The organism is Streptomyces sp. NPDC048650, from assembly GCF_043199095.1.
Classification (GTDB): Bacteria; Actinomycetota; Actinomycetes; order Streptomycetales; family Streptomycetaceae; genus Streptomyces.
This window is the reverse complement of sequence record NZ_JBICVM010000001.1, coordinates 712771-725378: the sequence shown is the minus strand read 5'-3', so window position 1 is coordinate 725378 and position 12608 is coordinate 712771. Positions and strand designations below refer to the sequence as shown.

Annotated in this window: 10 protein-coding genes; 5 read left to right on the top strand and 5 right to left on the bottom strand. The window is 71.7% G+C overall.

Features of this window, described 5'->3' with window-relative positions:
• Window positions 1-53: 53 nt before the first annotated feature.
• The 5 genes from ACGFML_RS03345 to ACGFML_RS03325 all read left to right on the top strand — a co-directional run bounded on the left by ACGFML_RS03345 (window position 54) and on the right by ACGFML_RS03325 (window position 6246).
• On the top strand, window positions 54-2984 hold the full coding sequence (locus ACGFML_RS03345; protein WP_393539439.1) for a lysylphosphatidylglycerol synthase domain-containing protein: 2931 nt from the start codon (window positions 54-56) through the stop codon (window positions 2982-2984).
• 1239 nt (window positions 2985-4223) lie between these two features.
• Window positions 4224-4550, top strand: a complete 327-nt coding sequence (locus tag ACGFML_RS03340) for a WXG100 family type VII secretion target (protein ID WP_393539437.1) — start codon at window positions 4224-4226, stop codon at window positions 4548-4550.
• Between the two features lie 50 nt (window positions 4551-4600).
• Window positions 4601-5359: a hypothetical protein gene (locus tag ACGFML_RS03335; RefSeq protein ID WP_393539435.1), complete on the top strand. Its 759-nt coding sequence runs from the start codon at window positions 4601-4603 to the stop codon at window positions 5357-5359.
• Window positions 5360-5444: 85 nt separating this feature from the next.
• Entirely contained in the window at window positions 5445-5804 is a 360-nt protein-coding gene (locus ACGFML_RS03330) for a hypothetical protein (protein WP_393539433.1), read from the top strand.
• A gap of 127 nt (window positions 5805-5931) precedes the next feature.
• Window positions 5932-6246 (top strand): hypothetical protein, encoded by a 315-nt coding sequence (locus ACGFML_RS03325; protein WP_393539431.1) that lies wholly within the window; start codon window positions 5932-5934, stop codon window positions 6244-6246.
• A gap of 132 nt (window positions 6247-6378) precedes the next feature.
• Here the strand turns inward: ACGFML_RS03325 and moeZ are convergent, their stop codons facing one another.
• From moeZ to ACGFML_RS03300, 5 genes are all read right to left on the bottom strand, one after another.
• Window positions 6379-7557, bottom strand: coding sequence for an adenylyltransferase/sulfurtransferase MoeZ (moeZ, locus tag ACGFML_RS03320; RefSeq protein ID WP_393539429.1), 1179 nt, complete (start codon window positions 7555-7557; stop codon window positions 6379-6381).
• Window positions 7558-7651: 94 nt separating this feature from the next.
• Window positions 7652-8464, bottom strand: a complete 813-nt coding sequence (locus ACGFML_RS03315; RefSeq protein ID WP_393539427.1) for a spherulation-specific family 4 protein — start codon at window positions 8462-8464, stop codon at window positions 7652-7654.
• A complete protein-coding gene (locus ACGFML_RS03310; RefSeq protein ID WP_393539424.1) occupies window positions 8452-9414 on the bottom strand; it encodes an NAD-dependent epimerase/dehydratase family protein in 963 nt (320 codons plus the stop codon). Before ACGFML_RS03310 ends, ACGFML_RS03315 begins: the two co-directional genes overlap by 13 nt.
• A 279-nt stretch (window positions 9415-9693) precedes the next feature.
• Complete coding sequence (locus ACGFML_RS03305) at window positions 9694-10833, bottom strand: hypothetical protein (RefSeq protein WP_393539422.1); 1140 nt, start codon at window positions 10831-10833, stop codon at window positions 9694-9696.
• A complete protein-coding gene (locus tag ACGFML_RS03300; protein WP_393539420.1) occupies window positions 10830-12596 on the bottom strand; it encodes a DUF3492 domain-containing protein in 1767 nt (588 codons plus the stop codon). Before ACGFML_RS03300 ends, ACGFML_RS03305 begins: the two co-directional genes overlap by 4 nt.
• Between the last annotated feature and the right edge of the window lie 12 nt (window positions 12597-12608).

Here is a 12608-nt window from a genome sequence, read left to right as displayed (position 1 = left end):
CCTGATGCCCCCGTCAGTGGTCGGCCGTGCCACCATCTTCCGGACGGTGACTGGTGATACGAGATCAAGAAGAGACGGCCGAGCAGCAGGGTGCGGCGCCTCCACGGGAGGCGGGCGCCCCTGACGCGCTGGCCGCCGGCGCCCCCGAGCCGACGGAAAAGGCGAGCACGATCAAGAAGGCCGAACGACCCGAGGCGTCCGAGAGACCGCACGAGCCCGCGGACCCCGAGCCACCCGCGCGGCACGACGAGGAGCCGGCCCCCGAGGACGGGGAGCGGCGCCCGGAGCACCGCGCGGACGCGGAGCGGGCCGCCGGTGCGGCGCGTGGCACGCCCCGTACGGGCTCGCACCGCTCCGATGTGAGTACCGACGAGTACGGCGAGTTCCACGTCGACCGGGTCTCCGGCGACGAGCCGCTGCTGCCGGCCCGGGTGCACCGTCCCTCCGACCTGCTGCGGCTGTTGCTGGGCATCGTCGGGATCGCGCTGGTGCTCGGGCTCGCCACGTTCGCGCACGGCACCACCCAGGGCCTGAAGAACGACATCGGCAAGGGCTTCGGAGCGGCGCCCGAGCTGCTGATCAATCTGGCGGGGCTGACGTCCAGCGTCGCGGTGCTGATCGTTCCGGTGGCGTTCGCCGTCGAGCGGCTGATCAAGCGGGACGGGCTGCGGATCGCGGACGGCGTGCTGGCGGCCGTCCTGGCGCACGGCGTGTCGCTGGCGACCGATCTGTGGGTGGCCGAGGCGGCCCCGCCGTCCATCCGGGCGGCGCTCACCCAGCCGCTGGAGAACGGCTCCCTGTCGGCGCCGGTGCACAGCTATCTGGCGCCGGTGATCGCCTATATGACGGCGGTGGGCATGTCCCGGCGGCCGCGTTGGCGGGTCGCGATGTGGGCGGTGCTGCTGCTGGACGCGTTCGCGGTGCTGGTCGGGCGATACACCACGCCGTTCGCGATCGCCACGACGGTGCTGATCGGCTGGACCGTCGCCTACGGCACGCTCTACGCCGTCGGCTCGCCCAATGTCCGCCCCACCGGCCAGAACCTCCTCGCGGGGCTGCGCCGGGTCGGCTTCCACCCGGTCAGCGCGATGCGCGCGGAGAGCGCCGAGGACGCGGCCAACCCGGACCACCGCGAGCACGCCGACCGGGGCCGGCGCTACATCGTGACCCTGGAGGACGGCCCGCCCATCGACGTCACCGTCGTCGACCGTGAGCAGCAGGCGCAGGGCTTCTTCTACCGGGTGTGGCGGCGGCTGTCGCTGCGCGGGATCAATCAGCGCCGCAGCCTGCAGTCGCTGCGCCAGGCCCTGGAGCAGGAGGCGCTGCTGGCGTATGCGGCGATCGCGGCCGGCGCGAACGCCCCCAAGCTGATCGCCACGTCCGAGCTGGGGCCGGACGCGGTGATGCTGGTCTACGAGCACATCGGCGGTCGCAGTTTCGACTCGCTGGGCGATGAGGAGATCACCGACGCGCTGATGCACAGTGCGTGGCGGCAGGTCGAGGCGTTGCAGTCGCGGCGGATCGCGCACCGGCGGCTGGTGGGCGACGCGCTGCTGGTGGATCGTTCCGGCAACATCGTTCTGACCGAGCTGCGCGGCGGGGAGATCGCGGCCGGCGATCTCGTCCTGCGGATGGACATCGCCCAGCTGCTGGCCACCTGCGGGCTGCGGGTCGGTGCGGAGCGGGCGGTGGCCGCGGCCGTGGAGGTGCTCGGGCCGGACGCGGTCGCCGACAGTCTGCCGCTGCTGCAGCCGATCGCGCTCAGCCGCACCACCCGTGCCACGTTGCGCCAGCGGGCCCGTGAGCGCGCCAAGCGGGAGCGGGAGGCCGTGCTGGCCGCCTCGGAGGCCGCCAAGGAGGCGCGGGAGGCCCGGGAGGCGGCCGGCCCCAAGGACCGCAAGACGCTGCGGGCCGAGCGGCATGCCGCGAAGAACGCCGAGAAGCGGGCTCTGGAGGAGGCGTCGGAAGAGGCCCGCGAGGAGGATCTGCTGGCGCAGATCCGCCGCCAGGTGCTGCTGATCCGGCCGACGGCGGTGATCGAGCCGGCGAAGCTGGAGCGGCTGAGCCCACGGATCCTGATCAGCTGGATCGCCGGTGCGTTCGCGGTGTATCTGCTGCTGTCGCAGCTGACCAACTTCAACCTCGGCGATGTGATCAGCCGGGCCCAGTGGGTGTGGGTCCTGGTGGCGATGTTCTTCTCGGCGCTGACGTACATCGCGGCGGCGATGAGCCTGCTGGGGTTCGTCACGGAGAAGGTGTCGTTCGTCCGTACGGTGATCGCGCAGATCGCGGGCAACTTCGTGAAGCTGGTGGCGCCGGCGGCGATCGGCGGGGTGGCGCTGAACACCCGCTTCCTGCAGCGGGCCGGGGTCCGGCCGGGGCTTGCGGTGGCGAGCGTCGGCGCCTCCCAGCTGTTCGGCCTGGGCAGCCACATCCTGCTGCTGCTGGCCTTCGGCTATCTGACGGGCACCGAGCACGCGCCGCAGATCTCGCCGTCGCGTACGGTCATCGCCGGGCTGCTGACCGTGGCCGTGCTGGTGCTGGTGGTGACCGCGGTGCCGGCGCTGCGCAAGTTCGTCTCGACGCGGGTGCGGTCGCTGTTCGCCGGTGTGGTCCCGCGGATGCTGGACATCCTCCAGCGGCCGCGGAAGCTGATCACGGGCATCGGCGGGATGCTGCTGCTGACGGCGGCGAACGTGATGTGTCTGGACGCATCGATCCGGGCGTTCGGCGGCGGCGACAAGATCAGTTACGCGAGCATCGCGGTCGCCTTCCTCGCCGGTAACGCCCTGGGCTCGGCCGCGCCGACGCCGGGTGGTGTGGGTGCCGTGGAGGGCGCGCTGATCACGGCGCTGACCATTGCGGGCCTCACCGGCGACACGGCCTTCCCGGCGGTGCTGCTGTTCCGTCTGATGGTCTTCTGGCTGCCGGTGCTGCCGGGGTGGCTGGCCTTCAACTACCTGACCCGCAAGGGCGAGATCTGAGCGGTCGGCGAAATCCACCCCCGAAGCACACCGAGGGCAAAGACGCTGTCCCACCACACCCTGCGGACCGGTGCCGTACGTGTGGCGCGGCACCCCGGTGGACCGGCCGCCGGCGCAGCATGCGCGGTGAACTGCGCGTTCGGCTGCACACCGAGGTGCGTGGAGTGTTGCAGTCCGTGCATGCCGCCCGCGCGATCCTTCGGTCGGCCCTGTGCGACAGGGACTCCGGCCTCGACGCCGGCCGTGCTGCCGTCGCCGAGGACAGCAGGCCGATCACCGCTCAGTCGACCACCGCACCAGGACTCCGAACGCCCTGCTTCGAAGGCGGCCTGCAACTCCGCTCGGACGCATCGCTGTTCCCGGCTGATGCGCTGGGGTCCCCCCTCGGCAGCCACTCGGCCAGGTCTCCGGGGCCGGCAGTGGTCATCGACAACATCAGGTGCAAGGAGGGCACGACCACGGGGTCGTTGCTGTACAGAGCTCGGCCACAACGGAACGCACCCTCATCCAGGCGCGGCAGCATCCAGCTGGACCGGCCCGTCCCGATCGAGCTGCAGCACCAGCATCGGCGCCGTGGTTCCCGAGCGGCGGAGGAGCCTGCGGGAGCGGTGCACACGCTCTCGTCCAAAGGGAGAGAGCGTCAACGCGCCGGCCTTGGAGGGACGCCCTCCAGGATGTCTTTCGCGTCGGCGCACGCGCCTGTGTCCACGTCACCGTTGCAGGTGTCGGTGAGGGAGAGCCGTCAGCCGCATACCGATGGGCGCTCTTCCTTCCGACCCCGCCGGCCGAATGGACCGGGGCACACTTCGACTTGACCGGAGGGGCGTTGAGGGGCTCGATACCAGTGGTCAATGCCTTTCTGACGACCTCGGCCGGGCGTCGGGGGCCCGTCGATCGAGGCGGCAGGCTGCCTGTTGCGGCTCGCCGGTGGCCGTCTCGATGGACCCTGAAATGACCGGCTGCCGGGATGGTTCCACGTCTCTTGGGCCGCGTCGGGCACCGAGCGGCGCGACCGGGCAGGTGCGCCTCGACCGGCCAACCGCTTGGCCGACTCCCCGGTCCGGGCATGTGCGCCGGACCCCAGCGCCAAGCGCTGAGCAGAGTCGACGGGCACCGCGCCGATAACAGTCCGGTGGACTCTCCACACATCCCCGGTGCCATCTCATACGGTCATTCGATCATCGGCGCAGGTGCCGTGCATAATGTGGCGCACGAGCGGACGATCTTGATGGAGGATACGTGACCTTCCAGGTTGAGCCGGACGACCTGCAATCATTTGCCAAGCAATTGGAGAGGGCTTCAGGCGACGCAACCAAGGCACTGGAATACATGAAGCGAGAGTGCTCGATCGGAACCTTTGACAAGGGCCCGGTATCTGCACTTGCCAGCATGTGGGGTAGCGGGCACGACAGCGTCGTTGACTACGTGAGTTCCACTCTGGAAAAAATGCACAGAATCCTGGAGGCGTCACAGAGGGAAATGGCCAGGAGCGCCAAGTTCTATGAGGCTACCGACCAGGGGGAGGCATCGAAGATGGACTCGACGTACCCGGGGTCCAAGCGGTAGCAACTCACCCTTCGCGGGGCGTTGACACGACAATACAGCGGGGGCAGCGCATGGGTTTCGATGATGTAGCAGAACCGACCGGGCGCCTTGTCTCACCAAAGGTGGACGGCGACAAGGAAGAGCCGACGAGTTCCTACCGTGAGCTCACCTCATACGGTGACATTCTCAGTCCGTCATGGATAGCGAACAAAGGGATTGAACTCGCCTTCGCCGCTTTCGGCGCCGAATTCAGTCCGATCGACGAAGCGAAAAAACTCTTGGGCGGGAACTGGGAGGAGTATGCCGCGTGCGCGAAGGCGTTCGGATCCCTCGGGAAGTTCTGTGACGATCTGTCCAAGAACATCGCATCGGGCAACAAAGCGATGGATGCCGCTTGGTCCGGGAATGCCGCAGACTCGGCGTTCGTGTACTTCGAGCAGCTCTCCAAAGACATAGCCGAGATGAAGGATTCGTTCGACTCCCTCAAAGAGCATTACGGCCTCGTCACGGAGGCCGTATGGCATACCGCGGAGGCATGCGGCGATCTCCTCAGTGGGATTCTCGATATGGCCCTGCTGGTGGGAATCACCGCTGCCATTGGCGGTTCGACAAGCTTTACCGTCTTCGGCCCGGTGATCGCAGCCGGAGCGGTAGCCGCCGAGATCGTGGAAATGATCAATCTGTGGGCGAGGTTGACGACGCTCATCACCGAGGTGCAGACGTTCGTCAGTGGGGCGATCGGTTTCGTTGTACAGCTCAGCAGGTTCCATCAGGCGAACATGACCAAGTTCCCCCTGCCGGGGAGCGGCTACGACAACCCCGCGGCGTGACGGCACAAAAACGGAGGGCTGAAGAGTGGCTGAGTACCCTGCTGGATCACGGGACGACGAACCCCGAGTCGGCGACGAGGAATTCATGGACATCGCGCGAGACCCCGCTCTCGCGCGGCTGTTGCGGAAGCAACTGGAAGGACTCGCCGAGGGCAAGGGCGGCGATGTGCTCGGCGAGATGGCCAAGGAGGTCCTGTCGGGACGCATCGGTCTGCGCGAAGCTGTGACCGTCGGCGCCTACCAGGAGGAACTCGCGGCAGGCATCGGCAAGTTCCAGCAGAAATGGGACGAGATGTCGGAGGCCGAGAAGATGGAAGCGGAGCGGGAGGGAGCGAGCTTCATTCGGCAACAGCAAGAAGAGATCGACCAGGAGCGCCGAGAAGCCGCGCGGCCGCAGTCGGGGCACAGAGGCCATCACAGCGGCGGCGGGTGGAGCGCGTACTGACGGGCGTTCCTCACGGGGGATAGGGTTCGGGCGATCACCATGTGTCGTGCCGGTAGCTCCTGCTTCCGGACGCCAGGTGCGGGTGCAGGCGCGTGGAACATCTGTGGACGTCGTGGAAGGAATCCTTGTGAGTCCCGAACTGCCGGATCTTGAACCGCTCCGCCCCGTGGACGAGATGATGCGCCGGGAGAGCGCGAGCTTCACACACATCCTGTTCGGGCTGGCTCTCCTGGTGCCCTGGGGGATCGTGTATCTCGCCGTCACCACCGGGACGCGGGTGTGGCTGGCCGTACTCAACCTGGTCGCCATGTACGCCGGCTTGGCCGTCAGGATGTACGGCCAGCGGAACGACCGGCAGCGCCTCGCCACCTGGGGTGGGGCGGGCGCCGCGGGTTCGTTGGCACTGTGCCTCGTGGTGCAATCGGTCCTTCAGGGCACCTGAGTCCCCTCCCTCTGCACCGCCCGTGTGCTGGGAAGGCGGGTCACCCCGGGTGGCCGGCCTTCCCGACGACCGCACTGCTCAGCGTGTCGGTGGGCCGCGACGCTTCGTCGCGGCCCACCGACCCGACTGTGATCAGTAGATCGGCTTCTCCGGCTCGACCGTGTTGACCCAGCCGATGACGCCGCCGCCGACGTGGACGGCGTCGGCGAAGCCCGCGGACTTCAGGACCGCCAGCACCTCGGCCGAGCGGACGCCCGTCTTGCAGTGCAGGACGATCTTCTTGTCCTGGGGGAGGTCCTGGAGGGCGGTGCCCATCAGGAACTCGTTCTTCGGGATCAGCCGGGCGCCGGGGATGGAGACGATCTCGTACTCGTTCGGCTCGCGGACGTCGATGATGTCGATCTTCTCGTCGGCGTCGATCCACTCCTTGAGCTGCTGGGGAGTGATCGTGGAGCCGGCCGCCGCCTCCTGGGCCTCCTCGGAGACGACGCCGCAGAAGGCTTCGTAGTCGATGAGCTCGGTGACCGTCGCGTTCTCGCCGCAGACCGCGCAGTCGGGGTCCTTGCGGACCTTGACCTGGCGGTAGGTCATCTCCAGGGCGTCGTAGATCATCAGGCGGCCGACCAGCGGGTCACCGATGCCCGCGAGCAGCTTGATGGCCTCGTTGACCTGGATGGAGCCGATGGAGGCGCAGAGCACACCCAGCACGCCGCCCTCGGCGCAGGAGGGGACCATGCCGGGCGGCGGGGGCTCCGGGTACAGGCAGCGGTAGCAGGGGCCGTGCTCGGACCAGAACACCGAGGCCTGGCCGTCGAAGCGGTAGATCGAACCCCAGACGTACGGCTTGTTCAGCAGCACGCAGGCGTCGTTGACCAGGTAGCGGGTGGCGAAGTTGTCCGTGCCGTCGACGATCAGGTCGTACTCGGCGAAGATCTCCATGACGTTCGTGGAGTCAAGGCGCTCTTCGTGCAGGTTGACCGTGACGTACGGGTTGATGCCCAGCACGGTGTCCTTGGCGGAGGCGGCCTTGGAGCGGCCGATGTCCGCCTGGCTGTGGATGATCTGACGCTGCAGGTTCGACTCGTCGACCTCGTCGAACTCCACGATGCCCAGGGTGCCGACGCCGGCCGCGGCAAGGTACATCAGCGCGGGCGAGCCCAGGCCGCCGGCGCCGACACACAGCACCTTGGCGTTCTTCAACCGCTTCTGCCCGTCCATCCCGACATCGGGGATGATCAGGTGGCGGGAGTACCTGCGGACCTCGTCCACGGTGAGCTCGGATGCGGGCTCGACCAGGGGTGGCAGCGACACGGAGACCTCATCAATGGGGTTGGCCGGTATTTCGGTACGGGGACCGTCCCCGCTCGCGCGGGGAACATCTCTCGTAACACTGCCACGCCCTACTTCATTCCGAGACACCCGTTCCGATGCGCGAGACGAATTCGTCCCAGTAGCCGGGCAGCGACTCCCAGGCGTCGCCGGCCGTCCCCGCCTCGGCGGCGGCCCGGCGGTCGGTGAAGTACACGGTGCCCGCGCCCTGCCAGCGGGCGATGCGCAGCGCCTCTTCCAGATGGGTGCGGGGAACGCCGTGGACGAGGTGACAGAACCGCTCCGGCGGGTAGTCGGCGGTCCACTCGGCGACCTGGGACCAGCGGTAGTCGGCCCAGGAGCCGGCGAAGGTGACGAGCTGGTCGGCGGACTCGGCGTAGCCGGGGAACGGGTGGGCGCCGTGGCCGAAGACGAGGCGGGTGTCCTCGCGCAGCGTTCGCAGGCAGGTGGCGATCCGCCGGGTCTCGGCCAGCTGTGTCCGTTCCGTGGGACAGCGGTCCAGCCAGAAGCCGTCGACGCGGTACCACTCCAGGAAGCGGTGGGCGTCGGAGAGCAGCTCGCCGAAAGGGCGGGCGCCGCGGCCCAGGTCCAGGTGGCCGAGCACGGCGACGCCGGCCTCCCGCAGCCGGGCGACGGCGGGCATGCAGTGCTGGTCGGGGCGGGCGCCGGGCCCGTTGGAGACGTCGAGCACCACCCAGTGGACGGGCGCCGGGTGCCCGGTGCCGCCCCCGGTGGCGGCGCCGGGCACGAAGCCCCGTGCGCAGCGCAGCAGTTCGCCCCATTCGGTCGGTGCGAGCAGCGGATGGGCGAAGCCGGGGATGCCGATGCCCAGGGGGGTGGCCCCCGTGGGGGCGCGGGTGAGGTCGGCCGGGGTGGTCAGATACGACATGCGGCCTCCATCCAGATGTCGGCGAGGGACTCCTCCAGGCCGATCCGCGGGCGCCAGCCGAGCCGGTCGCGGGCGGTGCGCACGTCCGCCTGCTGCCAGGTGCCGCAGCCGTCCGGGTACGGGTAGGTGGCGGGGGCCTGGCCCACCGGGTGGTCGGGGCCGGCGGAGGGGGCGGGGATGACCAGTCGGGCGGGCGGCGAGTCGAGTTCGTGCAGCGCGCCGCCGAATCCGGCGACCCGGGCGAGGACGGAGGCGGCCTCGCGCAGCCGTACGGCGCGGCCGGTGCCGATGTTGACGACGCCCTGCGCGGCGGAGAGCGAGGCCGCGTGCACGGCGCGGGCGACGTCCCGTACGTCGACGAAGTCGCGCTGGACGCCGAGCCCGCCGAGCTTGAGTTCGCTGTCGCCGGACTGCATGGCGCGGCGCATCGCCTCGGCGAGCCGGCCGAGCGGGGAACCGGCCGGGGTGCCGGGGCCGACCGGCGAGAAGACCCGCAGGACGACGGCGTCGAGGCCGGAGCCCAGGACCAGTTCGGTGGCGGCGAGCTTGCTGACGCCGTAGGGGCCGCCGGGGCGCGGCACCGCGTCCTCGGCGGTGGAGGAGCCGGGCTGGGAGGGCCCGTATTCGGAGGCGCAGCCCAGCTGGACGAGGCGGGCGCCGCAGCCGCTGCGCCGCAGGGACTCGCAGATGGTGGCGACCGCGACGGTGTTGTGCCGGGTCAGCTCGCGGGCGCCGCCGCGGGTGGCGCCCGCGCAGTTGACGACGACGCCGGGGTGGACGGCGTCGAGGAAGCGGGTGAGCGCGCCGGGGCTGCCGGTGGCCAGGTCGAAGCGGACGTCGGCGTCGTCGCCGCGGCCGAGGGCGGTGAGCTGGACGGCCGGGTCGGCGAGCAGGCGGTCGGCGACGTAGCGGCCCAGGTAGCCGTTCGCGCCGATGAGCAGCACCCTCATCGTGCGGCCCCCCGGTGCCCGTGGCGTGTGGTCGGGTGGACGTTCATGGTCGTGCTCCTAAGGCGAAATCGAGGGAAGCGAGGCGAGTGCGTCGGCTTCGGCCGCGGGGTCGGCGTCCGTCCCGGGGGGCGGGGGCCACGTGGGGGTGGGGTCCGCGGCGAAGTGGTCGAAGCGGCCGTATCGGGGTGCCGCTTCGGGCGTGGTGCGGGGGTGAGGGGTGCGGGGGTTAGGGGTGCGGGGGGTGCGGGGGTGTGGGGTGCGGGCCCGGTATCCGGAGGGTCACGGCCGGCCCGCCTCCGCCGGTGCGGAGGGCGAGTGCGCCCAGGCGCCGGCCAGCGCCCGCAGTCCGTACGCCAGGAGGCCGAGTGCGGGCGCCGCGCAGGCGACGGCGGGTACGACGGCCGGGCCGGCGGCGCCGGTCAGGGCCTCCACCGGGGCGCCGAGCGGTGCCAGGCCGGGGAGCCGGGCGGTGAGCAGGAGGGCGGGGGCGAGCGCCTCCAGGACGGCGGCCGTGGCGAGGCCCCTCGCGGCGGCCTCGGGAAAGCCGTGGACGGCGAGCAGCCGGGCGAGGAAGAGCAGCGCTCCGAGAGCGGCGGCCGCGGTCAGGTCCGCGGGTCCGGCACCCGGTAGGAGGGCGGCCGCGGCGGTGAGCAGCGCCACCAGGGCGACGAGGAAGAGCGCGGTGGCGCCGAGCATCAACGGGCGGACGCGGGAGGCGAGTTCGGTCAGTTGGCGGCTGGCGTCCAGGCCGCGCCGGCCGCGGATCGCGAACCAGCGGGCGCACCAGGCGGCGGGCGCGACGGCGCAGGCCAGCGCCACGGTGGTGGCGACGGCGGCCCGGGGGTGCGGGGGCAGATCGGGTCCGCCGGCGAGGACTTCGGTCAGCAGCCAGTCGCCGTAGACCGCGTAGCCGGCGGTCCAGCAGATCCACAGGCCGGCGGCGCCGCGGCCCGGGTGGCGTGCCCGGAGCGGGCCGGTGCGTACGGCCAGCCGCAGCGCGAGGGCGACGAGGGCGGCGCCCGCGGCGGTGACCGCCGCGCGGAACACGGGAGTCGCCCCTTCGGCGGCGGCGAGGGCGGCGGCGGTGGCGGCGCAGACCGCACCGGGGAGCAGCTGGAGCGCTCCGCGCACGCCGCGGGAGCGCGGGGCGGATCCGGCGGGGGCCGGTGCGCCCGGCGCCGCCTCGGCGCGCGGCACCCGGGCGTAGAGCTCCTCGGCCAGCGAGAAGACGTCCCGGTGGCGGAAGCGGGCGGCGGTGCGGTCGGTGACGCCGTGCGCCTCCAGGCCGGCGGCGATCTCCAGCGGGTCGACGGCGTGGGCGCACAGCTCCCGGTGGCGGTGCATCAGGGCCCGCACGGGGTCGGCGGGGCCCCGGCGTACGGGGCGGGCGACGGCTTCCTTGCCGGTGGGCGCGGTCATGATCGCTCTCCTCTTCCCGGGGACGGGGCGCAGCCCGCGTCGACGAGCACTCCGTCGTCGTCCCCCGCCGCCCAGCTGGGTGTGCGTCCCGGGGGTGCGGCGGCCCAGTGGCCGGGGACGTGGGATTCGGCGGGGTGGTCGAACGGTCGCGGCACGCCGGGGGCGTACGCGGCGCCGGAGGTGGCCGGGCGGCCCGGGGTGTGTGAGATGAGTTCCAGGTAGATGCCACGAAATGCCGTGACGTTCTGCTCCACGGTGAACAGTTCGAGGGCGCGGGCGCGGGCCGCGGCGCCCAGCCGGGCCCTGCGGTCGGGGTCGCCCAGCAGTGCCCGGCATGCCTCGGCCAGGGCGCGCGGGTTGCGCGGCGGGACCACCAGGCCGGTGCCGCCGATCACTTCGCAGACCGCGCCGGCGTCCGTCGAGACCGTGGCGCGGCCGCAGAACATCGCCTCCACCAGGGAGCGCGGGAATCCTTCGACGACGCTGGACAGCACCAGCACGGCGCCGCCGGCGTACGCGTCCTCCGGGGTGGGCACCTCGGGGCCGCCGATCTCCTCGAAGCTGACCGGGCTCTCGCCGACGGTGCGGTCGTCGGCGGCCTCGTCGGGGAAGAGCTGGGCGGCCAGTGCCCGGCAGTGTGCGTGGTAGGCGGGGGCCTGGGGGGAGCGGCCGGTACCGCCGATGATCCGGAGGGTGGCGTCCGGCTCGGCCTTGCGGATCTCGGCGAAGGCGTGGAGCAGGCCGATGATGTCCTTGTCCGGTTCGACGGCGCCGACCCACACCAGGGTCTTGGCGTCGTCGGCGGCGGCGTCCGCGACCGCGGCGAAGCGGCTCGCGTCCATGCCGGGGTGGACCGTGCGCAGCCGGGCGGGGTCGGCGCCGCAGCGCAGCTGCCAGCGCCGGGCGTGGGTGCTGCCGGGGGTGATCAGCGCCGCCTGGGTGTAGGTCTCGGCGGCCAGCGCTCCCTGGAAGGCGGCGAGCAGGGCGCGCACCGGAGCGGTCAGGGGTGCCGCGGCGCGTGCGAGGTAGTGCTCGCGCAGCCGTACGCCGCATTCGGTGACCAGGAGCGGGGTGCCGAAGAAGCGTTTGGCCAGCAGCCCGGGGAGGGCGGCCGCGCCGGCGGAGGTGGCGTGGCAGAGGTCGACGTCCTCCAGGCCGGGGGATGTGCCGCCGTACCAGCCCAGCGAGAGGGGGCGCAGCGCCAGGGCGAGCTGCTCGGTGACGGCGAGCAGGTCGCGCACCTGGGCGCCGTGCGCGGCGGGCAGGGTGCGGGGGCCGTGGCAGGCGGCTTCGAGGATGCGCACGGCGTCCTCGGAGTGGAGCAGCTGGGGCAGCCCGGCGTGGGTGCGGGCGAGGTCGGCGAGCCCGTAGAGACCGGCGGCGAAACGGTCCGCCTTGTCGATCTTGGAACCGTCGGAGGCCGCCCGGCCCTCCTCGGCGGGGGGTGTGGTGAAGGCCGCCGCCAGGTCGCCGAAGTGCTCGGCGAAGCGGCGGCGCTCACGCCGGCCGACGGTGCGGCCGCGGTGCTCCTCGCCGGCGCGTCCGGGTTCGCCGGGGAACGGGCCCCACAGGGGCGCGGTGCGGGCCAGCTGTGCGTGGCCGGGGAGGGGGCAGGGGCCCGCGGCTTCCTGGCGGGCGTCGGTACTCAGGGCGTAGACGGCGAATTCGTGGCCGGTGAGCCCGCGCACGAGCCGGTCGCACCACGCGTGCGACTCACCTGTCGCATACGGATAGCCACCCTCGGTGATCAGTGCGATGCGCACGAGTGCACCCCC

Excerpts from the sequence above, each read along its gene's own strand:
- ACGFML_RS03335 (WP_393539435.1), top strand. The coding sequence starts at position 4,601 with ATGGGTTTCGATGATGTAGCAGAACCGACCGGGCGCCTTGTCTCACCA.
- ACGFML_RS03330 (WP_393539433.1), top strand. The coding sequence starts at position 5,445 with ATGGACATCGCGCGAGACCCCGCTCTCGCGCGGCTGTTGCGGAAGCAA.
- ACGFML_RS03315 (WP_393539427.1), bottom strand. The coding sequence starts at position 8,464 with ATGTCGTATCTGACCACCCCGGCCGACCTCACCCGCGCCCCCACGGGG.
- ACGFML_RS03310 (WP_393539424.1), bottom strand. The coding sequence starts at position 9,414 with ATGAGGGTGCTGCTCATCGGCGCGAACGGCTACCTGGGCCGCTACGTC.
- ACGFML_RS03305 (WP_393539422.1), bottom strand. The coding sequence starts at position 10,833 with ATGACCGCGCCCACCGGCAAGGAAGCCGTCGCCCGCCCCGTACGCCGG.